We start from the raw sequence: 24,833 nt of genomic DNA, 5'->3' as shown, positions 1-24,833 counted from the left end.
GCGCTCGATCGCATCCAGCGCCCACAACGCCTCGCGCAGCGCGAAGGTCAGGCCGGGGCCGACCTTGAGGATCGCGAAGTGGTCGCGCACCAGCGCGGCCAGCGCCTCGGGGGTCTGGTAGTCGGTCGAATGCGCCTCGAACACCAGGCCCGGGACCTGTTCGATCGCGGCGCTGAGGGCGCGTGCGGCGGCCGGCACGTAGTCGATGACCTGGTGGTGGTCGAACTCCACGCCCGGCTGTACCACCGAGGCGATCACCCGCGTCCACGCGGCTTGCAGGCCGGCGGCTGCGAACGCGTCCCGGTGGGCCTCGATCGTCGCCAGCGCCGCCGCGGGCGCAGTGACCGCCAGGCCGTCGATGGCCTCGGTCGCGCCACCGGGCACCGGCACCTCGGTGCCGATCACGTAGACCGGCGGCTCGCCGCCGGCCCGGGCATGCGCGGCTTCGGCCGCGCGGCACAGCCGCACCGCACGTTCGACGATCGTCGCCTCGGGCAGCGGTACCGGATCGCCCGCGCAGGCCATCGAGCAGTCGAGATGGAGCTTGCGGAAGCCCGCGGCGACGTAGGCGGCGACCATCGTCTCGGCCTTGGCCATCGCCGCCTCGGCCTTGAGCGCGGTCCAGGGATTGGGACCCAGGTGATCGCCGCCGAGCGCGATGCGCGCCGGATCGAAGCCGACTTGCCGGGCGATGTCGCCGACGAAGGCGACGAAGTCGGCCGGGGTCATGCCGGTGTAGCCGCCGTCCTGGTTGACCTGGTTGCAGGTCGCCTCGATGAGCACCAGCGGCAGGGCGTGGCGCTGGGCATGGCGCAGCGCGGCCTCCAGCACCAAGGGGTGGGCGCAGCAGAGGGAGGGGATACCGGCGCCGTCACCACGCGTGTGGCGGGCGATCAGCTCGAGCAGGGCGTGCATCGCGGTCCTCGTCGTATCTCGGAAAGAGGGCGTCAGTCGGCCGGGGTCGGGCGTTCGGGCTCGAGCGCCAGCAGCACCGAGGCGACCAGCGCCATCGCCAGCCCGACCAGCTTCAGCGGACCGGGCACCACACCGGCCAGCACCAGCGACAGCGCCGCGGTGATCAGCGGGCCGCCGGCATTGGTCAACGGCGCGACGACGATCGCCTTGCCGTAGCGGAACGCGTAGACCAGGCACAGCGCGCCGACCGCATTGAGCACCTGGATCGCGGCGACCAGCCACGGCCCCTGCAGACCGGTGGCGATCGGCTGGCCGAAGTCGGTCATGCGCCAGGCCACCGGCACCAGCGCCAATGCGCCGACGGTCATGTAGAAGAAGATGCTCTCGGCGCGCACGACGGTGTTGGCGCGCTTCATGAAGTAGGCCTGCACGCCCCAGGCCAGCATGATCAGCAGCGACAGCACGAACCAGCCCAGGCCCTCCCCCTCTGCGCTGCCCAGCGACAGATCCAGCAGCGGCAGCGCCAACAACGCGAGCACCACGCCGACCGCACCCACCCGCGTGGTGCGCTCGCGCAGCAGCGTGAACGACAGCGCGATCGTGATCACCGGCGACAGCGAGATGATCGGGAAGATGAAGTACGCCGGCCCGCCGGCCAACGCCTTGAACAGCAGCATCTGCCCACCGGCCCCGAGCAGGCCGATCAGCAGCCCGTAGACGATCGCCCGTGGACTGCGGTCCACACGCCAGCCGTTGCGCCACAGCACGAACAGCGCCGGCGGCACCATCGTCAGCGCCCACACGCAGTACACCAGCGTTTCGGGAAAGGCCGGGCTGGCGGTCAGGCCCGACAACGTGCCCCACACGCCCCACAGCACCACCGTGGCCATCGCAAAGCCCAGCCAGGCACGGCCACCGGGCAGCGCTGCGGCGACCGCGCTCATGCCGCGCCGTCCGGCGTAGCCTGCAACAGCGCGAAGGTCTCGAAGGGCACCGAGGCCAGCGTATCGCTGCGCGCGTCGACCGTGCCCAGGTCGGCACCGTCGAACAGGTTGCGCACCCGGTAGCGGCCGCGGCCGAGCCCACGCAACTGCAGCGGGCCGTCCCAACGCTCGGCGTAGAACGCGTAGTACAGCGCGCCGTCCTTGCCGATGACATGGGTCTCGGGTCGATCGAACCCGATGTCGTACAGCGTGCCCAGATAGTCGCCCTTGGGCAGCATGTGCGCGCGATACAGGTCGATCCACTTGCGCCACAAGGCTTCCTTGTCGGCGCCCAGCACCAGCCCGCCGGGCGGCATGTCCAGCTTCGGCTCGGGGATGTCGGCCGGCCAGGTGAACTTGGTCGAGATCACCGCGCCGATGCCGACACTGGATGCGAAATCCGCGCCGCCGTCGGCCAGTTCGACGTGATCGCCAGCGTAACTGCCGCGCTTGCCGATCAGCGCCTTGATCGTCTTGCCCTTGTGGCGCACCTGCCACGACGACAGCGGATCGGACGACGGGTACTGGTCGGTCGCCGGCAGGTTGTGGAACGCGAACGCGGTGCCGCAGGGACACAACTCGACCACCGCATCGGGATTGGCCGCATGCGCCGCGTCGTAGATCGCCTGCCAGAACGTCGCGACCGCTTCGCACGATTCCATCGGGTCGGCGTGGTGGTGCGCCGGGTTGTAGCAGGGCGCGACCGCATTGAGATGCTGGCCGTCGAGCTTGAGGCCCTCGAAACCCCATTCGCCGATGATCTTCGTCACCAGCGCCACGTAGAAGTCCACCGTCGGCTGGTAGCCGGGGCACTGGGTGAACGCGTTCCACCAGGTCACGTTCTGGCTGGCGCCATCGCGGTCGAGCAACAGCATGTCGGTGTGGCGATAGAGCACTTCGCTGCCAGGATCGGCGGCCAACGGCGCCAGCCACAGCCGCGGGCGCAGGCCCTGGGCCTTGATCGCCTGCACGAAGGCGATCATGTCCGCCTCGCCACGCGGGAACTTGCGCGTGTCGATCTGCCAGTCGCCCTCGTTGGTCTGCCAGCCATCGTCGAGCACCACCCACTCCAGGCCCAGCTCCTTCACCTTCGGCAACGTGCCCAGCACCTGCTCGGTGGTGAAGTCGCGCTCGTAGCCCCAGGCGCACCAGATCGGCGCGAACGCCGAGGCCGGGACGTCCGGGGCCGCGATGCCTTCGTCGGCCATCCAGCGGCTGTAATGCTGCAGCACGCCGAAGTAGTCGCCGGTATGGACGGCGAGGAAGCAGCGGTCGCTGTCCAGAACCTCGCCCGGCGCCAACGTGCCGGCGCGCGTGCTCTCGATCGCGATGCGTGCCCCGCCGTCGACATCGCGCGACACCGGCAGGTCGAGCAGCCGCGGCTTGGGCTCGACATGGCCCACCGCCAGCCCTACGTCACGGCGCCAGATGTTGGCGACCGGCGTGCCGCCGCCGTAGTCGGAGGAATCCATTGCCAGCGTGTTGCGCTGCGCGAACCCTTCGGTCAGCGGCTGTACCCAGTCGCGGCGGTCCGTATGCGTGGCACCCGAGAAGCTCCAGAAGCCGTCGCCGGCGTCGGCCATCGCGTGCGCCGCGTTGCGCCAGCCGGCGATTTCCAGCGGCGTCTGGCCGCCATTGCGGTAGCGCGTGCGCAGCACTGCCAGCCCCGGATGGCGTTCGTGGAACGTCAGTTCCACCGTCTTCTCGATGCCTTGCGCCGAGCGGCCACGCACCACGTGCCGCCGTCCGGGGCCATGGCGTGCACTGCGGACCCGCTCCACCCGCTCGTCGACGAATGCGAACTGCTCGATCGCGCTGCCATCGGCCAGCAACAAGGCCTCGCTGGCGTCGAAGCCGGTGATCGGTTCGCCACGCGCCAGCACCCGGCTGCGCATGGTCGCATCGAATTCGACCGACAGCAGGCTGTCGTGTGCGAGCGCGCGGGCCTGGGCGGCGATGGCCGGCGAGGCGGCCTGGACCAACGGCAGCGCAGCGGCGTAGGCCGCGGTGCCGGAGACGAGCTTGAGAACGGTGCGACGTCGGACGGGCAGCATGTGCCGGGCTCTCCCCTTTCGTTCGGTTTCGCCGAGTCTGCGTCAAATCCGGCGCACATCGCAACACATTTGTTTCGTTGTGTGCTAAAAAAGTTTCGATATCGAACTGGAGACCGGCATGCCCTTCCCGTCCCGGCTTGCGGCGCTCGTCGCCGCCTGCGTGCTCGGCGCCTGCGCCGCGCCCCGCGCCGACACCTCGTCAACGGCCCGCTATGCGATGGACGATTTCGCCACAGTCCGCAAGTTCGATGCCCATGTGCACGCCAATGCCGACTCGACCGCGTTTGTCGAGCAGGCGCGTGCCGACGGCTTCGAACTGCTGTCGATCAATGTCGACTATCCCGCATTCCCGCCGGTGGATACCCAGCACACGATCGCGCTGAAACAGGCCGCAGCCGATCCGGTCCGGTTCCACTGGGCGGCGACCTTCCGCATGACCGGCTTCGACAGCCCGGGCTGGTCGGAGGCGGTCGGCGATGCGCTGGCGGCCGAGGTCGCGCGCGGCGCGCTCGCGGTCAAGATCTGGAAGAACGTCGGGATGGTGGAGACCGACGCGCAGGGCCGGCCGATCATGCTCGACCACCCGGCGCTGGCCCCGATCGCCGAACGCATCCGCGCGCTCGACATTCCACTGATCGGCCATCAGGGCGAGCCGCACAACTGCTGGCTGCCGCTCGAGCAGATGACCACCGACAACGACCGCGAGTACTTCGGCAACCATCCCGAGTACCACATGTACCTACACCCCGATCAGCCCGGCTACGAGACCCACATGGCGGTCCGCGACCGCTTCCTGGACGCGCATCCGCAATTGCGCTTCGTCGGCGCGCACATGGCCAGCCTGGAATGGGATGTCGACCGGCTCGCCGCCTTCCTCGACCGCTACCCCGATGCCACGGTCGACCTGGCCGCGCGCATGGCCCAGGTGCAGTACCAGGCCGTCCGCGACCACGACAAGGTGCGCGCGTTCTTCATCGCCTACCAGGACCGCCTGCTCTACGGCACCGACCTGACCCAGGCGCCGGACACCGACCCCGAGGCATTCCGGCAGGCCGCGCATGCGACCTGGCGCTCGGACTGGATGTTCCTGGCGACAGCGCAGTCCCAGCGCATCGACACCATCCGTGCCGACGTGCGCGGGCTGGCGTTGCCGCGCGCGGTCGTCGACAAGGTGTACTACAGCAACGCAATGCGCGTGTTCGCCCCGCACCGGCGTTGAACGCCGGAGGCGACGTCAGGCCAGCAGCAGCTCGAAGCCGAGTTGCCGGCTGGCCTCGCGCACATCGTCGGGCGCGCCCGAATCGGTGATCAGCGAGTCCAGGTCCGCGACCGGCATGATGCGGTGCAGGCAGATGCGCCCGAACTTGGAGCTGTCGGTGATCGCCACCACCTTGCGCGCGGCCTCGATCATCTTGCGATTGAGCATCGCCTCGGGCTCGTAGTGAGTGGTGATCCCACGCTCCAGATCGAAACCGTCGACCCCGAGGAACACCACGTCCACGTGCAGCGCATCGATCGCGTCGACCGTCATGCCGCCGTAGAAGGCCATGTTCTTGCGGCGCAGTTCGCCGCCGAGCATGACGATGTCGACGTTGTTCTTGGGCGTCAACGCCGTCAGCACGCCGAAGTCGTTGGTGACCACGGTGACCTGGATGTTGGGCATCGCCTCGGCCAACTGGATGGCGGTGGTCCCCGAGTCGATCGCGATCGTGTCGCCGACCTTGATCAGCGTCGCGGCCAGCCGGCCGATGCGGCGCTTGGCGTCCAGGCGTTCGCTGCGTTTGACCTCGTAGGCCGGCTCGGCCGTCGGACCACCGACCACGCTGCTGTCGATGGCGCCGCCGTAGGCCCGCGCCATGACACCGCGCTCGGCGAGATAGCGCAGGTCCTTGCGGACCGTCTGCACGCTGACCCCGAACAGCTCGGCGAGCGAGGCGACCTGCACACTGCCGTGCTGACGCACCAGCTCGCTGATCCGCAACCTGCGCTGGCTGGTATCCCGGCTTCCTGTCATGGACGTTTTCACAATGCGGCGAAGTATGCCCGTTTTCGTTAAATTTCGCCATTGAGCGGATAACGAAACATCGGGCCGGAGCGGAGATGGCCGCATGCGCGGCAGGCTGCCGATCGGGGCGGCGGGTTCAACGGAAACTCGAGGCCTCGACGCCAGGAGGTGTCGCTCAGGCCAGCACAGGTCCCAGCAGGCGGAACTCGCCAGCATCGGCATCCATCGCGACGCGGCCACCCACCGGCACGATGAACTGCTCGCGCACATGACCGATCATCGCGCCGCGATAAGCCGGAATGCCCAGCGGCCGGACATGATCCTCGAGGATCTGCGCCAGCGTCAGCGATCCGTAGCCCGGGCCCGGGTCGCAGTCGGTGCACTGGCCGAAGATCAGGCCGGCGATCCGATCGAGCGCGCCCATCAGCTTGAGCGTACTGAGCATCCGGTCGATGCGGTACGGCGCTTCGTCCACGTCCTCCAGGAACAGGATCTTGCCGTCGAAATCGGGCAGGTACGGCGAGCCGGCGAGCGCGCTGAGCACAGTCAGGTTGCCGCCGACCAGCACGCCCTGCGCGCGCCCGCCGGTCATGGTCGTCGTGCGGTTGCGGCGCGGCACCAGTTCGTCGGCATCGTCCACCGCATTGCGATAGACCATCGCCTCGCGCGCGAAGAACAGCCGGCGGAACTGATCGGCGTTGAAGCGGTTCCAACTGCCGCTGCCGTTGGGGCCGTGGAAGGTCACCAGCCCAGTGCGTGCGTGGATCGCGCTGTGCAGCGCGGTGATGTCCGAGTAGCCCAGCAGCACCTTGGGATTGCGCGCGATCGTGTCGTAATCGAGCAGGGGCAGCAGCCGCGCCGCGCCCGAGCCGCCCCGCACGCAGATCACCGCCCGCACCTGGGGATCGGCGAACATCGCGTTGAGGTCCCCTGCCCGCTCGGCATCGCTGCCGGCCAGGTGGCCGCGTCGGCCGGCGAAATGCGCCCCGGTCTTGACCTTGAAGCCCAGCGCGCGCATCACCTCCTGCGCCAGTTCGAGATCGACCGGCTCATCCACCGGCGATGACGGACTGATCAGGCCGACGGTGTCGCCGGGCCGCAGCGCCGGTGCGAGCAGCGCGCCGGGCGACATGGCCCGTGCCTGTTGGGCGAGCGCGCCCAGCGGCAGCGCGGACGCCAGCGCAGTCAGTGCGGCATTGGAGAGGAACTGTCGCCGGTGCATGTCGCTCTGTCGATCGGGAGTTGCCGCAGCCTAGCAATCGCGACGCCCGACACCAATCCCCGCCGATCGCTCAGGGCAGGACCGCCGCACGCGCCAGTTCAGACGTGAACGCCTGCGCGGTCATCGGCCGTCCGAACAGATAGCCTTGCGCCTGCGTGCATTGGTTCGCGGCCAGGAAGTCGAGCTGCGCCTTCGTCTCCACGCCTTCGGCGATGACCTCCAGACCGAAGCTGCGCCCCAGGTAGATCACCGCGCGGACGATGGCCGCGTCCTCCGGATCGCTGATCAGGTCGCGCACGAACGAGCGGTCGATCTTCAGCCTGCTCACCGGAAAACGTTTGAGCAGGCTCAGCGATGCGAAGCCGGTGCCATAGTCGTCGAAGGCCAGGCCCAGGCCCATCGCACGCAGCGACTGCAGCAGCTTCAGCGTCGCGGCGTCGTTGCGCATCATGGTGTTCTCGAGCAGTTCCAGTTCCAGCGCCTCGGGCGCCAGGCCGGTCTCGCCCAGCACGCGCTCGACGACGTTGCGCAACTGCGCAGAGCGCAGCTGCGCCTCGAACAGGTTCACGCCGATCCGGAATCCCGGCACCCGTTCGCGCCAGGCACGCGCATGGCCGCAGGCCGTGCGCATGATCCATTCCCCCACCGCGGGCGCGATCGGCTTCTGCGCCAGCACATCGATGAACGAGACCGGCGACAACAGCCCGCGCGTGGGATGCTGCCAGCGCAGCAGCGCCTCGGCGCCGCAGATCCGGCCATCGCGCGTGACGACCTGCGGCTGATAGAGCAGCACGAACTGGTCCTGCTCGAAAGCCCGCCGCAGTTCGCGTTCGAACTCCCGGCGCGCCACCGCGACCTCGCGGAATGCGGGTTCGAACACCACGTAGCGGCCCTTGCCCGCCGCCTTGGCCCGGTACAGCGCCAGGTCCGCTGCGCCGAGCAGATCCTCGGCGCGCGTGCCATGCGCCGGGTACAGCGAGATCCCGACGCTGGCGCCAATCTCGAACGCGTGCCCCGGCAAGTCGTAGGGCCGCGACAAGGCATGCACCAGGCCACCGGCCAGCGCAGCGGCCGCGCGGCGGTCGTCACCGGCCAGCAGCAGCACGAACTCGTCGCCGCCCAGTCGCGCGATCATCCGCGCGTCGGGACATTCGGCCTTCAAGCGCGCGGCCACCAGCTTGAGGACGTGGTCGCCGGCCGAATGACCCAGGGTGTCGTTGACCTCCTTGAACCCGTCCAGGTCCAGCAGCAGCACCGAGACCGGCGTCCCCTGCTCGAGCGTCTCCTGGATACAGGCGCGCCACGCGGCGCGGTTGGGCAGTTCGGTCAGCGCATCGAGCGAGGCCAGGCGGTAGAGCCGGTCCTCGTTGCGCCGGCGCTCGGTGATGTCGCGCACGATCGCGCCGATGCTGCGCGTCCGCCCCTCCTGCCACGAGGACAACGAGATCTCGGCGGGAAACTCGCTGCCGTCGCGGCGCAGGCCCGAGCGCACGATCGTGCGCCCGATGGCCGCGATCTCGCCGCCATCGCGCAAGCGCGCCAGATCCCCGAAGTACGCGCTGCGCCAGCTCTCGGGCACGATCAGGCTGCCGCACCGGCCGGTCGCCTCCTCGGCGGCGTAGCCGAACAGCCGCTCGGCAGCGTGATTCCAGAAGGTGACCACGCCGGTGTCGGTCGTGCAGATGATCGCGTCGGGCGAGGTCGCGGCGATGTTCTCGAACCGCGCCTGGCCGATCGCCCGCACGTGCTCGAGTCGCAACAACTCCATGCGGTCCATGACCAGTTCGGCGATATCCGACAGGTTGTCGCGCTCGGCCTGGCTGAACTCTTGGTGCGGCTGGGTATCGATCAGGCACACGGTGCCCAGCCGCTGGCCGCCCGGCGTCACCAGCGGTTTGCCGGCGTAGAAACGGATGAACGGCGGGCCCAGCACCAATGGATTGTCCGCAAAGCGCGGATCCTCCAGCGCATCGGGCACCAGCATGACGTCGTCCTGCAGGATCGCGTGCGCGCAGAACGACACGTCGCGGTCGGTCTCGCACAGATCCAGGCCGACGCGCGCCTTGAACACCTGGCGGTCGCTGGCCACCAGCGAGATCAGCACGATCGGCACCGAGAACAGCCGCGAGGCCAGTTGCACCAGCCGATCGAACTCCAGCTCCGGCGGCGTGTCGAGCACGTGATACTCGGCCAGTGTGCTGGCCCGCAGCGCTTCGTCGGGCGGGATCGGGAACGGAACGGGGCCCATCGGCGAATACCTTGGCGATTGGCCATCAGATTAGTCTGTTCCCGGCCGGCGCACAGTGATCGTGACGCCGCCGGCCGTCCCCGGAATACCCCGCCTTGCCACCGCCCCGCATCGCGCTGAATTCAGGCGGTGGCGACCCAGCCGCGAAACGAGAACGCCGCATAGAACAGCGCCACGTCGTTGAAGCCGGCTTCGCGCAGCAGCGCCTCCTCCTCGTCCGGCGTTGGCCGGCGTCGTCGCGGCGTAGGACGCGACGGCCGTCGGATCATCGAACGGCGACGCGTCGACGCGTGCCATGCGCGGTCTGCCGCGCAGTGGAACATGCGGTCGGGCGTCATGGGGATCTGATCCGGGAACGGGGTCGCAGCAAGACGCCAATTCGTATCATTAAAAGATACATTTCAGGAGACACAGCGTCAATGCGCCCGATCCCACCCGGGCGCGCCGGATGCCAGTGCAATCAGAGGCCGGTACTCGCGCTCGCCCCAGCGCGCGGCGGTTTTATGCGTACAGCGCGGCGTAGCCGTCGCGATCGACCTGGCTCAGCCCCAGACGGTCGAACTGCGCCCACATGGCGTGCCAGCGCGTCGAATCGCGCACCACCGGGTCGATCAGTCGCGGGCAGGTGTCGGCAATGATCGCGTCCATCAGCGGCGTCGGCGCGGTGCCGCTGTAGGCGTACCACAGCGCGGCCGCCTGGCCGGGATCGTCGCGGCACAGCCGCGCGCCCTGCCCGATCAGCCGGGTCACGGTCGCGACCACCTCGGGGTGCTCGGCAAGAACGCCGTGCGAGGTGAACAGTTCCAGCGCCGAGAAGTTCGCCAGGCCCACCTCATCGGTGGTGATGAAGTCGGTGTCCAGCCCGGCTTGCCGTGCCTCGACACCCTCGAAGTTGGCGAAGCACAGCCAGGCACCATCGAAGCCGGCGCGCAGGTTGGCCAGATGCTCGAACCCGGCACTTTCGATCCGCACCTGTGCAGGGTCGAACGCGGCGCCCCGCGCCGTGCACCAGCGCGCCAGGATCTCCACGGCGATCGCATCGGTGACGCCGCCCGCGACCGGGGAGGCCAAACGCACGCTGCCGCCTTCGAGCAGGCGCCTGCCCGCATCGCGCTGCAGCACGATGCCGCCGTCGGTCTCGAAGAAACAGCCCAGCGCACGCAGGCCGGGCCGGTCGGCATCGATCATGTGCAACGGCTCGTTGCAGGCGAATGCGATCTCGCCGGCGGCCACCGCCGCCAAGCCGTCGTAATGGTCGTCGGGCACCCGCAGTTCGAGATCGAGGCCAGCGTCGCGATACCAGCCCAGCTCGATGCCGGCAATCAACGGCAGATGGTCGGGATTGAGGAACCACTCGAGGGACAGTTGCAGCTTCATGCGGACGACTTGCGCAGCGGGCGGCCGCACAGGGTAAAGGAATGCACCGATGCCGGCAGCGGTCGGCGGCCGTCGCGTGCATTCCGTGCATGCCCTGCGCCGCGGTCGGCACTAGCGGGCCGGCACCCGCTGTCGCTTCGACGCACCCATGCCCCGTCGTTCACGGGTGGCCTCGGGCATCGCGTCGATCTCGCCGGCCCCCGCGGAGCCGGCGATTGCCGAATCGATGATGCGGCGCCGCGATCAGTCGTCGACGGTGCAACCCAGCGACACGCGCATGTGGATGTAGCCGGTGGCCGGATCGACCCACTCCGCCAACACGGTGAGCTCCTGACCGGCCTGGCCCCAGTTGTTGTAGCACTGCTCGTAGGCGGCGCGCTCGGCGTACTCGAGCGCTTCCTGCTGGGTGCGTCCATAGCCTTCGCCGACGACGTCGTAATGATGGCGTGCGGCGAACGCCGCCGTGCTCGACAGGGCCGCCAGCAGCAGCACCCCGGTGATTGTCCGCGTCTTCATCGTGATCTCCATTCGCTGGGGGGAACCCGCATCATGCATGCGCCGCAAGACCAGGCGATTGAATGCGGGTGGCGCCCGTATGACAGCGTCTGCCGTATCGCGACCCGCTCGACACACCATTGCAGACCGAGCGCACAGTTTCCCGCCGGCCGGCGCAGCGCGACCGCACCAATGTCGAAAAAGGAGCGCTGGTTGGCATTCAGTCAGCGCCCACGCGCTTGACCGCAGTCGCTCGACCGCCCTAGGGTCGAAATGCGCCGGGAACACGCGGCACAGGCCTTGCAATCGCGGCGCGTCGTGTCAGCAAGCTCGTTCCGGATCAGGATGCCGGACGGCAATCGCAGTGTTGGACGCCCATCGTTTCGCCGCCATCGGGCCGTCGACATCGACCCCCGCGGTCGTGTCAGGTACTGCGGCGCGCCACGCCCACCCGTGCCGTCGACGGATGGACGCGGCGGCCGACGACCACGCACTGCGATGTGCCCTCGACGTCGGACCCGAGGCGGACCGCTGGGACGGCCCACTTCGAATGCACAAGGAGCAAGCACCCATGCACACCCTGCACGCAGCGGTCCGCCGCACCCTCGCCCTCGCCCTGCTCTCGGCCGCTGCCGCAGGCGGCGGCGCCCTGGCCGCGCAACCCGGCCTGCCGACCCTGGACCCCGGCATGGTCGCCGCACTGGAACGCGACCTGGGCATGACCCAGGACCAGTACCGCATGAGCGTGGATGCCGAGCGCAAGGTACCGGCGACCGAAGCCGCAGCGCGCCAGCGCTATGGCGACAGTTACGCCGGCACCTGGATCGAACACGACGCCGACGGGCATCCCCGCCTGATCGTCGGCACCGCGGTCCAGGGCGGCCAGCGGCTGCCTGCGGTCGAGGGCGCCGAGGTTCGCCAAGTGCGCTACAGCCTCTACGAACTCGAACAGGCCGTGCACGCGCTCGACCAGTCGGCCACCTCGCGCATCATGCGCCGGCTCGACGGCGTGCAATCCTGGGGCGTCGACCTGCCCAACAACCGCGTCGTCGTCACGCTGTCGCCGGGCGCCGGCCGCACCGACGCGGTGATGGACTTCCTGGCGCGCAGCGATGTCGATACCGGTGCGCTGCACTTCGAAGTCTCCGAGCAGATCCCGTCCACGCTGATCAACATCTACGGCGGCATCCAGTACAACGGCTGCTCGATCGGTTTCCCGGTGACCCGCGGCAGCACCAAGGGCTTCGTGACCGCCGGCCACTGCGGCAGTGCGGGCACGACGGTCCGCATCAATGGCACGACCGTCGGCAGCTTCCAATCCAGCACGTTCCCCGGCTCCGACGCCGCGTGGGCCACCGTGCGCCAGCAGGACACGCTGTTCGGCCGCGTGTGGCAGTACAGCGGCAGCAGCACCACGCCGGTGGTCGGCAGTACCGAGGCCGCCGTCGGTTCGGCCGTATGCCGCTCCGGCTATCGCACCGGCTGGCGTTGCGGCACGATCACCCGCACCAATGTCAGCGTGAACTACGCCCAGGGCACGGTGAACGGGCTGCGCGAGTCCAACGCCTGCGCCGGCCAGGGGGACTCAGGCGGCTCGTGGATCTCCTCGGCCGGCCACGCCCAGGGTGTGACCTCGGGCGGTGCACTCGGCAGCGACGGCACCAACTGCGGCATCGCGCAGAGCCAGCGCCGCAGTTGGTACCAGCGGCTGACGCCGATGCTCACCAGCTATGGCGTCAACCTTGTCACGAACTGAGCACTCCCTTGTCCTGTGACGCGGCACCCCGGATTGCAGGGGTGCCGCGCTGGCGACCCGCTACGCGCCTACAGCCTCGGCGACTCGCGCAGCGAGTTCGGGATGGTCGCGGTAGTAGATCGCATTCGATGCCAACGCCCGCCACCGCTCGTGATCAGACAGCGTCCGGAGCAGGTGGTAGCTCAGGCGATGCAATGAATCCCGGGACAGCGGCAGGGTGCCAAGCTCGAGCGCGCTGTCGAGCAATTCGAGCAGGCAACGCAACCGTCCCAAGCTGTCTTCCGATTCACGCTGCGCAGCGCGCTGCAGCATGCCCAATCGCGCCGCGTCGAAACCGGCAATCCCCGCATCCGCATCGTCGTCGCCAGCGTGACCAAGCAGCGCGCCTATCACCTCATCGAGCGAACTGCGGTCCAACTCGACGCCGGCCTGGGACCCCAGCGCCGTCAACCGGCGCGCCAAGGCGCGATGCGATACCGGTGCTTCCATGGCGTTTCTCCTGCTCATTGCCTGCGCTCGGCGCGGCCTGCCGGGTGGCGCTGCACCGAACCTCGTCATCGCACGAGACTAGCAACGGATGCGGCAATTGTCACTCATAGTGCGTGCTCTCATAGAGCGTGGCCCGATAGCGTCCACCTGCCTAGCCTCCCCCCATCCAACGAGGGCGATTTCAATGGAGGCAGACCCTAGAACGCTCTTCGGGCAGCGCCTTGCCGAGGTTCGTAAGGCCAAAGGCTTTTCGCAGGAGGGCCTGGCCCTGGAGAGTGGTCTCGCCCGAAGCTACCTGGGCGGCGTGGAGCGCGGCACGCGCAACATCTCGCTGCTCAACATCCACCGGCTTGCCCGTGCGCTGGGCGTCAGCGCCGCAGAACTGATGACGCCGCCCCGCGGGGGGGCGGCGTGAAGACCGGGACCAGCCAAAGGCGCAGCCGAGGCGGCGGCGCCTCATCCAGCGAGCAAGGGACCAAGGCGCCTATCGGGTGTCGTGCGCGCGCTCGAAGGTGATGATGCTGCGCGTCTCGCCCTTGTCGGCCCAGTTGGGCATCACCCGCCACGGCGTGAGCACCTGCAGCCGGTCGCCCTCGAGCTTGAATTGCCGCCGCTGCTCGGTGCCGACCCAGGCCGGGTTCCATGCGACATCCACGGCGGTGATCCAGGCATCGCCTTCGATCCGGTAGCGGCCGGTGTAGGCGATCACCGTTTCCAGCAGCCGCGCCTTCTCGCGCTCGCTATCGCCAGGCTCGCGGCCCTGCGCGGTGAGCATGAACCACACCCGCCCTTCAGGCGCGAAGATCGTGTACCCCGAGGGCGTCTCGCCCATCGGCGGGAAGGTCTCTCCGGTGGCCTTGACCTCCACCTCGTAGGACACCAGTCGCCACGTGCCTTCGACGGCCGATGCCGGATTCGCAGGACTGGCGTGAGGCATCGGGGGGGCTCCTGTGACGGGCAGCGACTGGGCGGGCTGCGACTGGGCATGAGCCGCCAGCGGCGCGGCGATCGCGAACAACAACGGCGCAAGGGATACGAAACGCATGGCCGGATTCTCCGTGACGACGTGATCGACGCCACGATTGTGGCATTTCCCCCGTCGCTGCCAGGTCGCGACCACGCCGCCCCTCGCGCGCATGGCACCACGGCAGGCGATGCGCCGTCCGCGGTTCTCGCGCCTGCTCCAGCGATGGAGGACGCATCATACTGACGCCCGCCGTCCGTCCCACCGAGTGTCCGCATGCCCGCTTCTTCCGGCGCCGCCCGCACCGCTGCGCGTGGCGCCCCCACCCTGCACCCGCGTAACCGCCATCAGGGCCGCTACGACTTTTCCCGGCTGGTCGCTGCCAGCCCGGACCTGGCCGACCACCTGCTGACCACCCCGCGCGGCGAGACCAGCATCGCCTTCGACGACCCCGCCGCGGTGCGCGCGCTCAACCGGGCGATCCTGCGCAGCGACTACGGCATCGCGCATTGGGACCTGCCCGACGGCGCGCTGTGTCCACCGATCCCCGGCCGCGCCGACTACCTGCATGGCCTGGCCGACCTGCTCGCCGCCTCTGGCGATGGCACGATCCCGCGCGGCGCCTCGGTGCGCGTGCTCGATGTCGGCGTCGGCGCCAGTTGCATCTACCCGCTGCTCGGCCACGCCGAGTACGGCTGGCGCTTCGTCGGCAGCGACGTCGACGCCACTTCGTTGCAGGTCGCGACCGCGATCGTCCACGCCAATCGTCTCGACAAGGCCATCGCGCTGCGCCACCAGCCGGCACGCAACCGCATCTTCCAGACCGTCGTGCGCGCGGACGAGCGTTTCGACCTCACGCTGTGCAATCCGCCCTTCCATGCCTCCGCCGCCGAAGCCGCCGGGGCGCATCAGCGCAAGCGCCGCCAACTCGGCAAGGCGCCGCCCGCTGGGCGCGCATCGCCGCCGGTCCCCAACTTCGGCGGCCACGACCACGAACTGTGGTGCCCGGGTGGCGAAGCCGAGTTCCTGCGCAAGATGGTCCGCGAAAGCGCCGGCATCGGCCGGCAGGTGCTGTGGTTCACCAGCCTCGTCGCCCGCGCCGAGCATCTTTCGGGCCTGCGCCGGCAACTGCGCCAGGCCGAGGCCGCCGAGGTGTGCGAAGTCGCGATGGCCCAAGGCAGCAAACAGAGCCGCTTCGTGGCCTGGACCTTCCACGATGCCCCTGCCCGTGCGCAGTGGCGAGCAGGCCAGCCCTGACGCCCTCGGCGGGGCCGCGCCGCGCCGACCTGCGGCCTCGCTGAACTTGCGGATGTCCCCAACGCGCGACAGCCACCAGCGCGGGTATAGTCCGACGACACGGCAGGCACAGGGCCCGCCGATCGAACGCAGGAGTGTCCATGGGTCTTGTGCAGGCAGTGAAAGGCGCGGTCGGCGGCGTGCTCGCGGACCAGTGGAAGGACTTCCTCACGGTGCCGGCGGGGCTGCCCCCGACCGCCGCCCTGTTCGCGGCCGTGCCCCAGGGCACCAACGCCGGGCGTGGGGCCAACACCCGTGGCTCGAGCAATATCATCACCAACGGCTCGAAGATCGTCGTGCCCGAAGGCTACGGCCTGCTGCTGTTCCAGGACGGCGCGATCACCGGCTTCGTGGCCGAACCCGGCGGCTACGAGTGGCGTTCCGATGACGTCAACTCGCAATCGATCTTCGCCGGCGACGGCATCGTCAGCCCGCTGATCCGCCAGAGCTGGGAGCGCTTCAAGTTCGGCGGCCAGCCCGGCGCCCAGCAGGCCGCGTTCTTCGTCTCGCTCAAGGAACTGCCGGACAACCGCTTCGGCACCCAGTCGGAGATCTACTGGGATGACGGCTTCCTCGGCACCCAGGTCGGCGCGATCACCCGCGGCTCGTACACGCTCAAGATCGTCGACCCGATCCTGTTCGTGAAGAACTTCGTGCCCGCCAGCTACCTGCAGCCGGGCCAGGTGTTCGACTTCACCGACATCGACAACGCCGCGGCCAGCCAGTTGTTCAACGAAGTCGTCGGCTCGCTCGCCCCGGCCTTCAGCCTGTACACCAACGATCCGGCCAAGGGCAATCGCATCACCAAGCTGCAGCAGGATTCGCTGGGCTTCGCCCAGAGCCTGTCGGCCGCCGTCGAACAGGGCTACCAGTGGAAGTCCGATCGCGGGCTTGCGATCGTCAAGACCGCGATCGTCTCGATCGAGTACGACGCCAACACCCGCGAACTGCTCAAGACCGTGCAGCGCGCCGACGCGCTGGCCGGCGCTCGCGGCAATTCCAACCTGCAGGCCAGCGTCGCGCAGGGCATGCAGTCGGCGGGCGAGAACGGCGGTGCCGCGGGCCTGGTCGGCCTGGGCATGGCCTCCGGCATGGCCGGCGGGCTCGGCAGCCTGCAGCAGCCCACCACACCGCCCGCAGCCGCGGCCCCTGCTGCCGACGACCCGGTCGCCAAGCTCACCAAGGCCAAGGAGATGCTCGACCTCGGCCTGATCACGCAGGCCGATTACGACGCGCTCAAGGCCAAGGCATTGGGTCTGTAAGGCCACCGGCAACCGCGCCCATGTCCGACTCCAAGCTGCCCCCGCCGTTGCCGGCCCGGCCCGTCGACGGCCCGGGCTCGCCGCGCGATGTCCCGCCGCTGCCCGGGACGCATCCCATCGACCCGGCCACGCTGCCGGGCGCGATCCGCGACGAGCTCGAGGCGCCCGACCCCGTCGCCATCGACACCGCGTCGGCCGAACTGCGCGACGGCCTCAACCGTTGCCCCAAGTGCGGCTCGACCGACATCCGCCACAAGCCCGGCACCGACCTGCTCGTCTGCCAGTACTGCCGCAACGAATGGCACGGCGAGCGCGTGGAGGAGGCGTTTGGCTTCGGCGAAGGCATCGACACACTGCGCGGGACGGTCATCGCCTCGGGCGCGCGTGACATCGACGCCGATGCCGCCAGCCTGATGACGTTCAAGTGCGCCGGTTGCGGCGCCGAGGTCACGGTCAACACCGAGAGCACCATGACCGCGCGCTGCCACTGGTGCCGCCACGTCTTCGGCATCAACGAGCAGGTGCCCAACGGCGCCGTGCCAGACGCCGTGCTGCCGTTCCACATCAAGAAGGATGACGCGGTCGCGCGTATCCGCCAGTTCGTCGACAAGCGTCGGCTGCTGGCGCTCGGGCGGTTCAAGAAGGAGTTCACTCCCGAGAACGTCGTTGGCGTCTACCTGCCCTATATGATCGTGGACGGTAACGCGAGCGCCTCGGTCGCAGGCCACGGGGAAATCAAGACCCGCGAGTACACCCACGGCACCGGCGACAAGAAGACCACGTACTACGATGCCGACGTCTACAGCGTGGAGCGCCACATCGACTTCACCGTCGACGACCTGCCCCTGGAGTCGTCCGCCGAGCGGGGCAATCTCGATACCACGGCCAACACCAACAACATCATCAATACCATCCTGCCGTTCGACACCAAGAACGCGGTGAAATGGAATGCGTCCTACTTGAACGGATTTACCTCCGAGAAGCGCAATCGCGATGTCGAACACCTTCGCCCACGGCTGGAGGACCAGCTGCTGTCGATCGCCCGCGCCCAGGTCGTGAAGTCGGTGCGCCGCTACAACCGCGGCGTGCGCTGGGAACAGGAACAGCTCGAGGTCCACGGGACGCGCTGGGTGTCGATGTACCTGCCGGTGTGGTTGTACTCCTACCACCAGCCCGGCAGGAACGGCGGCCTGCTGCACTACATCGCCGTCAACGGCCGCACCGGCGAAACCATGGGCAGCGTGCCGGTGCAGCAGTGGAAGCTGCTGCTGGCCGCGCTGGTCACCGGCACGATCATCGAATCGGCCGTCATCGCATTTCTGGTGAGCACCGTATGAGCGACGAAAACGGACTCTGGCTGCTGGCCGCCGGCCCCCTGGGCGCGACCGCCCTGTACTGGGGCCTGTACCGGTTCTATCGCAACACCGACAAGTCACACGCCTTCGAGCGCGAGACCACCGTGGAGGCCAAGCCCGTCACCGGCACCAACACCAAGGTCGGCACCGTGAAAGGCACGCAGGCGACCCGCATCCGCGGCGACAACGTGCACGACTACCGGGCGCGGGTACGGCGGGTGGCGAGTGTGGACGCTGGGACCGTGCAAGACGATCGACGCGACGCACCCGACTGATCCGAGACGGTCGGGACGATCGGCACAACCGCTGGCCCGACCGGTCGGAATGCGACCGGTCGGCCCCTCGTCCCCATCCGCACGCCTGGATGCGCGTTGCGCCCCAGCTCGCGATGACGGCACGGCCCTGCAGTCAGGGCTTTGATCGTTCGCGCGGGTCGGCGATGATCCTGGCCGGACTTCCGTACAGCACCAGGACCTTGCTACCCGGAGGCAAGGCGGGATCGGCGCCCTGGACCACCGTCATCAGGTTCCCGTTTCTGGTCTCGACAACGTACTCGATGCCGTGCTGCGTGGACGCACTGCGCTCGACAGCAGCGCCTGCGATGGCGCCCACGACAAGCCCTCCGATCGCGCCGACGGCGCCTGCGGCATCGCTGCCTCCGATCTGAGAACCAGCGACCGCACCGGCCGCGCCACCGGCAGCCGCACCGCCGCCACGCGAGCCGTCGATAGTGACCGTGCGCGCGCTGATGATGGTGCCTTCGGTCGTCCGGTTCACCTGTCCGACGCTACCGACCGAGTAACTGTCGGGTCTGACGTTGGGCACGCAACCTGCCGTCATCAGCGCCACCGCGATCCAGACCGCCTTCATGGCGACGTTTCGGTCCGGCCTGACGGGAACATCGGCCGCGAGGCATCCACCGTTTCCAGCGCCTGCAGGAATTGCGCGATGTTGTTCTGGACGGATCGATTGATCGACTCACGCGCCCGGATGACGCCCGCGAACGCATACCCGGCCGGCACGACGCCGTCCGCGCTGATGTCCTGGGTGTAGATGATCGCCCCGGTAGCGCGATCGATCAGCTCGTAGCGCGCAGTGGTGGAGGTCGTCATCGAGGCACCGAACATCGGGATGTCCAGTTCGAGCACCTTGACCGACAGACTGACCTTGCGAAGGGAGTTGTCGTCGAACACGGCCATCCGGTTCAGGGCTTCAGTGAGCGCGTTCTCCCACATCTGCGGAATTCCGTACTGCGCGTCCGCCGGGATCTTGCCCTTCGCTTCGTCCGGACGTGCAAGCGTCACCGTGAGCGAGCGCATGTCGGCATCGACCTTGTTCTGACTGACCCCGACATTCGGGACCGAGAAGTTGAGCGGCGGATTCGATGCACAACCCACGAGACCAAGCGCGATGAGCATCGCGCCGACGAACTTCTTCATTGTTTCCCCCTGATTGCCGTGACCGGCGTGATTGATGGACCTAACGAACGACGAGCGACAACAACGTCTCGCCGCCCACATCGAGCGTGTACTCGAAGTTCTGATGCATCCCGCCATAGCCCGTGTCGCTAGGCGCGTAGTTGGCACCGATGCTGAGCGTGTGCCGGCCACGCGGCAGCGGCGCGATCATCAACCAGTAGCCGTCTGACGCTGACAGCGCGGATGGCGTGTCGGGATCGAGCTGGAAGCAGCCATCGCTGGGCACGCGCAATGCCCGGACATCGCCGACGGGCCGACCATCGAGCATCGAGCATCGCCACCGCGCTGACCAGCTGATCGTTGTTCACCGCCACCCAGCCCTGCGCCGCCGCACAGACATCGGCTTCCACGGCACCGCTGCCCTGGAAGTACGTATTGATGACCGGAACCAGCAGATACTTGCCTTCAGGCACCACGCAGCGCCGCTTCGGCGTGAAGCTGCCATCGGTGCCGGCGAGGAACCAGACCGGGCTGTCGGGATTCTGGCCGATGGCGCACCAGCGCCCGTCCGGGTCGAGATACGGCGCGATCCATTGCCCCATTGCCCAGCGCCACCATCGAGCGGTCCACTCTGCCTGGCTTGTCCCCGCCACCGCGCCTTCCGCCAGCCGTGCATCACGCACCGGCGTCGGCTCGCCAACCGCGAACTCCGCAGGAGCCGCCGCCACGATACCCAGGCTGAAAATCGACGCGCACAGCGTCGCGAGCAGCCCCCCTAAATCCCGCATTCCCTTGCCCCCCCCCCGGCGTCTGCCGGAATGCGAAGTTTATCGCGTGGGTGCCGGCTTGACGAGAGCGCTCGCAGACGCTCGGAAGGTATGCAATGTACGTCCCTGCTCCAGTCGATTTGCCGGCATTGCGGTAAGAGCGAGCTAGCGGAGTAAACCGATTTCGTCCAACCAGCGCAGTGCATCCTGCGTCCAACGGTCGCTGTCGGTACCCTGTGGGCGCATGCCGAACGCATGTCCGCCCGTCTCATACCGAATCAGCGTCACATTCGCACCCGCGTCGCGCAAAGCCGCTGCGTAGACCTCGGAGTATTCGACGGGATCGACCGAATCGTCCTTTGCATGGATGAGCAATGTCGGCGGCACCGCCGCGGACACCACGATGTCCGTATTGAGTTCACGTGCTGCCGGCGAATCCGAGGGGCGCAGGTTCTTGTGCGCCATGGTCAGGTGCCCGGGATAGACCGGGATCGCGAAATCTGGGCGGAGGCGCGTCCGGTCCGCCGCATCGACGGGTTCGTAGGTGCGCGAGACATACGCCGTACTCGCCAACACTGCCAGATGACCGCCCGCGGAAAATCCCATGACGCCGATGCGATGGGGATCGACCCCCCATACGTCGGCGTTGTGGCGCACCAGAGACATCGCCCGCTGCGCGTCTTGTAGCGCCATGGGAATAGCGGGCGACTCATGCCGCTTCGTTTCGGGATTCCAGTTGCAGCCCGTGTTGGGCACACGGTACTTGACCAGCACGCAGGTGATGCCGGCATCGGTCAACCACTTGCAGACATCCGACCCATACAGGCCCAGTGTGCTTGCTGGTCCGATCCCCAGCGCCTTGTAGCCACCGCCCGGGAAGACCAGTACTGCGGCGCTCGCTGAACGGCCCGTCGGCCGGTAAACCAGCATGCTGGGATGCGTGAGCGCCCATGCCTCGTGCGCCAGCGCTTGGATGCCCGCCTGCAGCACCTGAGAGTCCTCCGGCCAAAGGGGGATCTCTCGCCAGTAAACCATCGAAGCCTGGGCTGTCGGTGCATCGTCCGATGGCGGTGCTTCGAGGGTGGACTGCCTCGGTGCCGGCTGGGCGATCACGACCACCGGCAGCACGCCAGAGGCGAACAGCATGGAAAGTCCTAGCAAGCGACCCATCGTTCGACGCATTGTTCCGCCCTGCCGCTCCTCAGAGCGAAGATCGTGAGTAAACACACTAGCGCGGTTTGGTGACGCACCCAATGGTCGGATTTCGGCATGAGGCGCCCCGGGACCATCACTCCGAGTCGTGCTCCCCATCTCCGATGACAGCCGCCCCCGCCTCCCGCATGAAGATCCCCAGCGTCACTGGCCCCGCGCCCTTGAACGCGAGCAGGCGACGCTCGAAGTCTTCGCGGCTGCCGGCGGCTTCGGCGATGCCGAGGATGCGGCCGTCGTAGTCGTCGATCAGCGTCCGGCACAGCAGAGAGAGGCGGGTCGCGGTGGACTCGTCGTAACGTCGGTAGCCGCCTTCGCCGAGCATTCGCACCAGTTGCGCATGGCTGCAGGCGCCAAGCTTGCGCGGCGTGTCGCGGCCATGCACCTCCACGATCACCCGCCACGTCTCGGCCGCGATGGTCTGCGAGATGCGGTTGCCGAACAGGAAACTGGCCAGGAACCACTTGAACAGGGTCGACTCGTCATGGGGCTTGATCTCGAAGCCGAGATCGCGCGGCAGCAACTGGCGACGCATGCGTCCTCTTCTCCGTACGCGCACTGGACAGGCCCAGGCGCTTGCTCACAGTTCGCCATGGCCGCTGTGAACCCGGCGCGGTGAGCGGCGCTTGGCGCTATGCTGCCCCGCCCCTTCGCCGTTCTTTTTTGCCATGTCCCTTCGAACGCACCGCCATGCCGCCCTGCTCGCTGTCCTGCTGCTCGCCGCGTGCGGCGGTCCAGCGCCCTACACTGGAGGCGACGTTGCCGAGTTGCAGCGCAACGATATGACCGTGGGCGAAGGCGCCCCCGCAGCAGCCGGCGACGAAGTGGCGGTGCACTACACCGGCTGGCTCTACGACGAGCACGCGCCCGACAAGCGCGGGGCCAAGTTCGACAGTTCGCGCGACCGCGGCCAGCCCTTCGTGTTCGAACTGGGCGCCGGCCGTGTGATCCGCGGCTGGGACGAGGGCGTGGCCGGCATGCGGCCCGGAGGCACGCGGGAACTGCACATTCCCGCCTGGCTCGGCTACGGCAGCAGCGGTGCCGGCAAGGTGATCCCGCCGGGCGCATCACTGGTGTTCGAGGTGGAGCTGTTGGAGGTCCGGCCGCACCGACAATGACGGTGCGAGTCGCGGTTGCTGAGGTTGACCGGACGAACGATTCCTTCAGCAAGCAGGTTGTTGAGCGCCGCCTTCACCGCAGACTAAAAGGAAATGCGAGAAACCTTATAGAGCTGGCGCCGCATCATAAGGTTCTTATCGGCTCGCCATCGAGACTATTCCCACCTGAGCTAAACGAGCGGCGCCCAGCGGTCGCCGCAGCGAGCCATCACGACGCTGCACGATGCCACTCATGACCGCGCCTTCTCAAGCCGCGCCTTCAGATCCGCAAACGGGTTGGACGTGGCCGCGGCCGGCACGTCCTCGGCGTTGCGCGCGCTCACGCCGGTGTGGTCGAGTTGGCGGGCATGCTCGTTGTCGTGGCAGTAGATGCACAGCAACTCCCAATTGCTGCCATCGGCCGGATTGTCGTCGTGGTTGTGGTTGCGGTGGTGCACCGTCAACTCGCGCAGGTTGGCGCGGGTGAACTCACGCGCGCAGCGGCCGCAGATCCACGGGTACAGCTTCAACGCCCGCTCGCGGTATCCGTTGTTGCGCTGCTCAGCGCTCCGGCGCGCCTCGGCAACGATGCTGTCGAGCCTGGTCTGGTCGGGTGTCGACATGGTCGGAGTGTAGCGCCACGTGACGGCGCCAGGCGCATGCCCAGGGCGCCGCGACTTCGAATCAATCGGCGCCCTTCGCCGCGTGGCTTGCCGCGAAGTCCGGAAAGGTCTCGGCAATCGAATCCTTGTCCGGCAGGATGTAGAACACGCCCCCCTTCTCGAACGTCGAGCGGACAACCTGCTCATAGAAGTCCGATGCGACGTTGATACAACCGTGGGTGACGCGATTGTCGTCCGGTGACGGCGATGCCAGACGTTCGGCGCGTCGCTCGGCCGGCGTGCCGCTCGCAGTCGGGTGCAGCGAGACCGCGGAGTCGTAGTCCACCCAAAGCACGCGCCCGGCATCGATCGACGGCCCATAGCCGCCCACGAAGCGACCGGCCGGCGTGGTGCGATCGCGCCCCGGAATCTCGCGAAGCGCAAGGCCGGCGATGCCAGGCGCTGCGTGGTCGCCGACCGCAGACCCGAACAGCCCGGGGGCTGCGCCACGCAGCTTGCCGTCGCCACCGAACACCAGGATCTGCGCGGCGGCCTTGTCCATCACCGCGAACGGATAGCCGTGATTGTCGTTGGCCGCGATGACCCAGCCCGCCAGCTCGATCACCGTGTCGGACACCTCTTGCCCCGGCGGAAGCTGGTCGACCGAAGCGGCAGGCAGCGCCGCGGCATCTTCGGCCATCGCCACGCCCACACTCGCGGAAGCCAACGCAAGCAACAGGGCACCGTGAAAGACCCGCCTCGCAGCGTGTGTGGACTGAACCATGCAACAACTCCTCGACAAAACGGATGAAACACCGGGACCCGTGGCCGGCAGGCCCGCAGGTCCCGGTTCGATCAGATCAACCGCGCGGCGTACGGCGCGGCGCCGTTTCGAGCTGCTGGACGCGACGCTCCATCTGATCCAGGCGCTGGTTGGCCTGCGTCGCGGACTGGTTGGCGGATTCCGCACTCTGGGCCGCACCCTGCACACGCGAGTCGAGGGAGTCCAGGCGCGAGTCGATGCGTGCGAAGTCTTCCTTGTAGGTGGCACAGCCACCAAGAGCCACAGAGGCGACAAGCGCCACGCCGATCATTTGCGCCGCTCTACGGCGCTGAGGGGTGAGCAACATTCGGGTTCTCCTGCTTCGGGGGAGTCAGGAATATAGCGGCGTTCTTGCAGTCGCCTCCATGCGCCTTCAGGCGAGATTGGACTACGTAAATGGCAGGTGAAAGACCGCTCATTTCCCTATCTAGGGCAGCCCCTAGATGGCAGAAAGACGTTTGTATGCTGCGCCCATCAAGCGGTCGCTGGCGGGCAA

The 24,833-nt window shown here is 68.1% G+C and carries 27 protein-coding genes and 1 pseudogene; 9 read left to right on the top strand and 19 right to left on the bottom strand.

From position 1 onward, the window contains the following. From ABE488_RS15845 to ABE488_RS15835, 3 genes are all read right to left on the bottom strand, one after another. A partial coding sequence (locus tag ABE488_RS15845; protein WP_346449391.1) for a class II D-tagatose-bisphosphate aldolase, non-catalytic subunit occupies nt 1–915 on the bottom strand: 915 nt, incomplete at its 3' end. 32 nt (nt 916–947) lie between these two features. Next, the gene (locus ABE488_RS15840; protein ID WP_346449390.1) at nt 948–1,859 is read right to left on the bottom strand and encodes a DMT family transporter; all 912 of its coding nucleotides are present in this window, start codon (nt 1,857–1,859) and stop codon (nt 948–950) included. Beyond that, nucleotides 1,856–3,952 carry a glycoside hydrolase family 36 protein gene (locus ABE488_RS15835; protein WP_346449388.1) on the bottom strand — a complete coding sequence of 699 codons (2,097 nt, stop codon included), beginning with the start codon at nt 3,950–3,952 and terminating at the stop codon, nt 1,856–1,858. The genes ABE488_RS15840 and ABE488_RS15835 overlap by 4 nt, the downstream gene beginning before the upstream one ends. A gap of 118 nt (nt 3,953–4,070) precedes the next feature. Between ABE488_RS15835 and ABE488_RS15830 the strand changes: the two genes are divergently transcribed. After that, nucleotides 4,071–5,171 carry an amidohydrolase family protein gene (locus tag ABE488_RS15830; protein WP_346449387.1) on the top strand — a complete coding sequence of 367 codons (1,101 nt, stop codon included), beginning with the start codon at nt 4,071–4,073 and terminating at the stop codon, nt 5,169–5,171. A gap of 15 nt (nt 5,172–5,186) precedes the next feature. Here ABE488_RS15830 and ABE488_RS15825 read toward each other — a convergent pair whose 3' ends face one another. The 6 genes and pseudogenes from ABE488_RS15825 to ABE488_RS15800 all read right to left on the bottom strand — a co-directional run bounded on the left by ABE488_RS15825 (nt 5,187) and on the right by ABE488_RS15800 (nt 11,320). Beyond that, entirely contained in the window at nt 5,187–5,966 is a 780-nt protein-coding gene (locus ABE488_RS15825) for a DeoR/GlpR family DNA-binding transcription regulator (protein ID WP_346445593.1), read from the bottom strand. 166 nt (nt 5,967–6,132) lie between these two features. Beyond that, on the bottom strand, nt 6,133–7,179 hold the full coding sequence (locus ABE488_RS15820) for an LD-carboxypeptidase (RefSeq protein WP_346445594.1): 1,047 nt from the start codon (nt 7,177–7,179) through the stop codon (nt 6,133–6,135). Nucleotides 7,180–7,249: 70 nt separating this feature from the next. Further along, on the bottom strand, nt 7,250–9,427 hold the full coding sequence (locus ABE488_RS15815) for an EAL domain-containing protein (protein ID WP_346449385.1): 2,178 nt from the start codon (nt 9,425–9,427) through the stop codon (nt 7,250–7,252). 122 nt (nt 9,428–9,549) lie between these two features. Then, a pseudogene (locus tag ABE488_RS15810) lies at nt 9,550–9,648 on the bottom strand (methyltransferase); the annotation flags it as partial. Nucleotides 9,649–9,928: 280 nt separating this feature from the next. Further along, entirely contained in the window at nt 9,929–10,804 is an 876-nt protein-coding gene (locus tag ABE488_RS15805) for an ABC transporter substrate-binding protein (RefSeq protein WP_346449383.1), read from the bottom strand. A 243-nt stretch (nt 10,805–11,047) separates the two neighbouring features. After that, complete coding sequence (locus ABE488_RS15800; protein WP_183425521.1) at nt 11,048–11,320, bottom strand: hypothetical protein; 273 nt, start codon at nt 11,318–11,320, stop codon at nt 11,048–11,050. A gap of 550 nt (nt 11,321–11,870) precedes the next feature. Between ABE488_RS15800 and ABE488_RS15795 the strand changes: the two genes are divergently transcribed. Continuing rightward, nucleotides 11,871–13,055, top strand: coding sequence for a S1 family peptidase (locus ABE488_RS15795; protein ID WP_346449381.1), 1,185 nt, complete (start codon nt 11,871–11,873; stop codon nt 13,053–13,055). Nucleotides 13,056–13,115: 60 nt separating this feature from the next. Here ABE488_RS15795 and ABE488_RS15790 read toward each other — a convergent pair whose 3' ends face one another. Next, nucleotides 13,116–13,613, bottom strand: a complete 498-nt coding sequence (locus ABE488_RS15790; RefSeq protein WP_346449379.1) for a hypothetical protein — start codon at nt 13,611–13,613, stop codon at nt 13,116–13,118. Nucleotides 13,614–13,728: 115 nt separating this feature from the next. On the opposite strand from ABE488_RS15790, the gene ABE488_RS15785 reads away from it, so the two are divergent. Continuing rightward, on the top strand, nt 13,729–13,959 hold the full coding sequence (locus ABE488_RS15785) for a helix-turn-helix transcriptional regulator (RefSeq protein WP_346449377.1): 231 nt from the start codon (nt 13,729–13,731) through the stop codon (nt 13,957–13,959). A 69-nt stretch (nt 13,960–14,028) separates the two neighbouring features. Here ABE488_RS15785 and ABE488_RS15780 read toward each other — a convergent pair whose 3' ends face one another. Beyond that, nucleotides 14,029–14,481, bottom strand: a complete 453-nt coding sequence (locus ABE488_RS15780) for a lipocalin-like domain-containing protein (RefSeq protein ID WP_346449375.1) — start codon at nt 14,479–14,481, stop codon at nt 14,029–14,031. 48 nt (nt 14,482–14,529) lie between these two features. On the opposite strand from ABE488_RS15780, the gene ABE488_RS15775 reads away from it, so the two are divergent. From ABE488_RS15775 to ABE488_RS15755, 5 genes are all read left to right on the top strand, one after another. Further along, nucleotides 14,530–14,754, top strand: a complete 225-nt coding sequence (locus ABE488_RS15775) for a hypothetical protein (protein WP_346449374.1) — start codon at nt 14,530–14,532, stop codon at nt 14,752–14,754. A 30-nt stretch (nt 14,755–14,784) separates the two neighbouring features. Next, nucleotides 14,785–15,765, top strand: coding sequence for a 23S rRNA (adenine(1618)-N(6))-methyltransferase RlmF (gene rlmF / locus ABE488_RS15770; protein WP_346449372.1), 981 nt, complete (start codon nt 14,785–14,787; stop codon nt 15,763–15,765). Nucleotides 15,766–15,905: 140 nt separating this feature from the next. Next, a complete protein-coding gene (locus tag ABE488_RS15765) occupies nt 15,906–17,066 on the top strand; it encodes an SPFH domain-containing protein (protein WP_346449370.1) in 1,161 nt (386 codons plus the stop codon). A 20-nt stretch (nt 17,067–17,086) separates the two neighbouring features. Further along, nucleotides 17,087–18,403 carry a TFIIB-type zinc ribbon-containing protein gene (locus ABE488_RS15760; protein WP_346449368.1) on the top strand — a complete coding sequence of 439 codons (1,317 nt, stop codon included), beginning with the start codon at nt 17,087–17,089 and terminating at the stop codon, nt 18,401–18,403. Further along, nucleotides 18,400–18,696: a hypothetical protein gene (locus ABE488_RS15755; RefSeq protein WP_346445608.1), complete on the top strand. Its 297-nt coding sequence runs from the start codon at nt 18,400–18,402 to the stop codon at nt 18,694–18,696. The genes ABE488_RS15760 and ABE488_RS15755 overlap by 4 nt, the downstream gene beginning before the upstream one ends. A gap of 133 nt (nt 18,697–18,829) precedes the next feature. On the opposite strand, the gene ABE488_RS15750 is transcribed toward ABE488_RS15755, so the two are convergent. From ABE488_RS15750 to ABE488_RS15730, 5 genes are all read right to left on the bottom strand, one after another. After that, nucleotides 18,830–19,291, bottom strand: coding sequence for a hypothetical protein (locus tag ABE488_RS15750; RefSeq protein ID WP_346449367.1), 462 nt, complete (start codon nt 19,289–19,291; stop codon nt 18,830–18,832). After that, complete coding sequence (locus ABE488_RS15745) at nt 19,288–19,860, bottom strand: UDP-N-acetylglucosamine acyltransferase (protein ID WP_346449365.1); 573 nt, start codon at nt 19,858–19,860, stop codon at nt 19,288–19,290. The genes ABE488_RS15750 and ABE488_RS15745 overlap by 4 nt, the downstream gene beginning before the upstream one ends. Nucleotides 19,861–19,988: 128 nt before the next feature. Beyond that, nucleotides 19,989–20,627 (bottom strand): hypothetical protein, encoded by a 639-nt coding sequence (locus ABE488_RS15740; protein ID WP_346449363.1) that lies wholly within the window; start codon nt 20,625–20,627, stop codon nt 19,989–19,991. A 144-nt stretch (nt 20,628–20,771) separates the two neighbouring features. Next, nucleotides 20,772–21,752 (bottom strand): alpha/beta hydrolase, encoded by a 981-nt coding sequence (locus tag ABE488_RS15735; protein ID WP_346449361.1) that lies wholly within the window; start codon nt 21,750–21,752, stop codon nt 20,772–20,774. Nucleotides 21,753–21,894: 142 nt separating this feature from the next. Beyond that, entirely contained in the window at nt 21,895–22,350 is a 456-nt protein-coding gene (locus ABE488_RS15730) for a DNA methylase (protein WP_346449359.1), read from the bottom strand. Between the two features lie 133 nt (nt 22,351–22,483). On the opposite strand from ABE488_RS15730, the gene ABE488_RS15725 reads away from it, so the two are divergent. Then, the gene (locus ABE488_RS15725; protein WP_346449358.1) at nt 22,484–22,933 is read left to right on the top strand and encodes an FKBP-type peptidyl-prolyl cis-trans isomerase; all 450 of its coding nucleotides are present in this window, start codon (nt 22,484–22,486) and stop codon (nt 22,931–22,933) included. A gap of 230 nt (nt 22,934–23,163) precedes the next feature. Here ABE488_RS15725 and ABE488_RS15720 read toward each other — a convergent pair whose 3' ends face one another. The 3 genes from ABE488_RS15720 to ABE488_RS15710 all read right to left on the bottom strand — a co-directional run bounded on the left by ABE488_RS15720 (nt 23,164) and on the right by ABE488_RS15710 (nt 24,644). After that, a complete protein-coding gene (locus tag ABE488_RS15720) occupies nt 23,164–23,535 on the bottom strand; it encodes a YajD family HNH nuclease (protein WP_346449356.1) in 372 nt (123 codons plus the stop codon). A 61-nt stretch (nt 23,536–23,596) separates the two neighbouring features. Further along, nucleotides 23,597–24,214, bottom strand: coding sequence for a hypothetical protein (locus tag ABE488_RS15715; RefSeq protein ID WP_346449354.1), 618 nt, complete (start codon nt 24,212–24,214; stop codon nt 23,597–23,599). Between the two features lie 160 nt (nt 24,215–24,374). After that, nucleotides 24,375–24,644 (bottom strand): hypothetical protein, encoded by a 270-nt coding sequence (locus ABE488_RS15710; RefSeq protein ID WP_346449352.1) that lies wholly within the window; start codon nt 24,642–24,644, stop codon nt 24,375–24,377. Nucleotides 24,645–24,833 lie beyond the last annotated feature (189 nt).

Origin of the sequence: Luteimonas sp. TWI662, from assembly GCF_039673825.1 — a bacterium.
Taxonomy (GTDB): Bacteria; Pseudomonadota; Gammaproteobacteria; order Xanthomonadales; family Xanthomonadaceae; genus Luteimonas.
Note: the sequence above shows the minus strand (reverse complement) of the source record. Positions and strands in the feature narration are given on the sequence as shown.

Bases quoted from the DNA above. Each gene is read 5' to 3' on its own strand.
- ABE488_RS15725 (WP_346449358.1), top strand. From the start codon at position 22,484: ATGTCCCTTCGAACGCACCGCCATGCCGCCCTGCTCGCTGTCCTGCTG.
- ABE488_RS15815 (WP_346449385.1), bottom strand. From the start codon at position 9,427: ATGGGCCCCGTTCCGTTCCCGATCCCGCCCGACGAAGCGCTGCGGGCC.
- ABE488_RS15755 (WP_346445608.1), top strand. From the start codon at position 18,400: ATGAGCGACGAAAACGGACTCTGGCTGCTGGCCGCCGGCCCCCTGGGC.
- ABE488_RS15750 (WP_346449367.1), bottom strand. From the start codon at position 19,291: ATGAAGGCGGTCTGGATCGCGGTGGCGCTGATGACGGCAGGTTGCGTG.
- ABE488_RS15740 (WP_346449363.1), bottom strand. From the start codon at position 20,627: ATGCGGGATTTAGGGGGGCTGCTCGCGACGCTGTGCGCGTCGATTTTC.
- ABE488_RS15830 (WP_346449387.1), top strand. From the start codon at position 4,071: ATGCCCTTCCCGTCCCGGCTTGCGGCGCTCGTCGCCGCCTGCGTGCTC.
- ABE488_RS15715 (WP_346449354.1), bottom strand. From the start codon at position 24,214: ATGGCCGAAGATGCCGCGGCGCTGCCTGCCGCTTCGGTCGACCAGCTT.
- ABE488_RS15730 (WP_346449359.1), bottom strand. From the start codon at position 22,350: ATGCGTCGCCAGTTGCTGCCGCGCGATCTCGGCTTCGAGATCAAGCCC.
- ABE488_RS15710 (WP_346449352.1), bottom strand. From the start codon at position 24,644: ATGTTGCTCACCCCTCAGCGCCGTAGAGCGGCGCAAATGATCGGCGTG.
- ABE488_RS15835 (WP_346449388.1), bottom strand. From the start codon at position 3,952: ATGCTGCCCGTCCGACGTCGCACCGTTCTCAAGCTCGTCTCCGGCACC.
- ABE488_RS15760 (WP_346449368.1), top strand. From the start codon at position 17,087: ATGTCCGACTCCAAGCTGCCCCCGCCGTTGCCGGCCCGGCCCGTCGAC.
- ABE488_RS15840 (WP_346449390.1), bottom strand. From the start codon at position 1,859: ATGAGCGCGGTCGCCGCAGCGCTGCCCGGTGGCCGTGCCTGGCTGGGC.
- ABE488_RS15785 (WP_346449377.1), top strand. From the start codon at position 13,729: ATGGAGGCAGACCCTAGAACGCTCTTCGGGCAGCGCCTTGCCGAGGTT.
- ABE488_RS15790 (WP_346449379.1), bottom strand. From the start codon at position 13,613: ATGACGAGGTTCGGTGCAGCGCCACCCGGCAGGCCGCGCCGAGCGCAG.
- ABE488_RS15795 (WP_346449381.1), top strand. From the start codon at position 11,871: ATGCACACCCTGCACGCAGCGGTCCGCCGCACCCTCGCCCTCGCCCTG.
- ABE488_RS15825 (WP_346445593.1), bottom strand. From the start codon at position 5,966: ATGACAGGAAGCCGGGATACCAGCCAGCGCAGGTTGCGGATCAGCGAG.
- ABE488_RS15735 (WP_346449361.1), bottom strand. From the start codon at position 21,752: ATGCTGTTCGCCTCTGGCGTGCTGCCGGTGGTCGTGATCGCCCAGCCG.
- ABE488_RS15765 (WP_346449370.1), top strand. From the start codon at position 15,906: ATGGGTCTTGTGCAGGCAGTGAAAGGCGCGGTCGGCGGCGTGCTCGCG.
- ABE488_RS15720 (WP_346449356.1), bottom strand. From the start codon at position 23,535: ATGTCGACACCCGACCAGACCAGGCTCGACAGCATCGTTGCCGAGGCG.
- ABE488_RS15745 (WP_346449365.1), bottom strand. From the start codon at position 19,860: ATGAAGAAGTTCGTCGGCGCGATGCTCATCGCGCTTGGTCTCGTGGGT.
- ABE488_RS15780 (WP_346449375.1), bottom strand. From the start codon at position 14,481: ATGCCTCACGCCAGTCCTGCGAATCCGGCATCGGCCGTCGAAGGCACG.
- ABE488_RS15775 (WP_346449374.1), top strand. From the start codon at position 14,530: ATGAGCCGCCAGCGGCGCGGCGATCGCGAACAACAACGGCGCAAGGGA.
- rlmF (WP_346449372.1), top strand. From the start codon at position 14,785: ATGCCCGCTTCTTCCGGCGCCGCCCGCACCGCTGCGCGTGGCGCCCCC.
- ABE488_RS15805 (WP_346449383.1), bottom strand. From the start codon at position 10,804: ATGAAGCTGCAACTGTCCCTCGAGTGGTTCCTCAATCCCGACCATCTG.
- ABE488_RS15800 (WP_183425521.1), bottom strand. From the start codon at position 11,320: ATGAAGACGCGGACAATCACCGGGGTGCTGCTGCTGGCGGCCCTGTCG.
- ABE488_RS15820 (WP_346445594.1), bottom strand. From the start codon at position 7,179: ATGCACCGGCGACAGTTCCTCTCCAATGCCGCACTGACTGCGCTGGCG.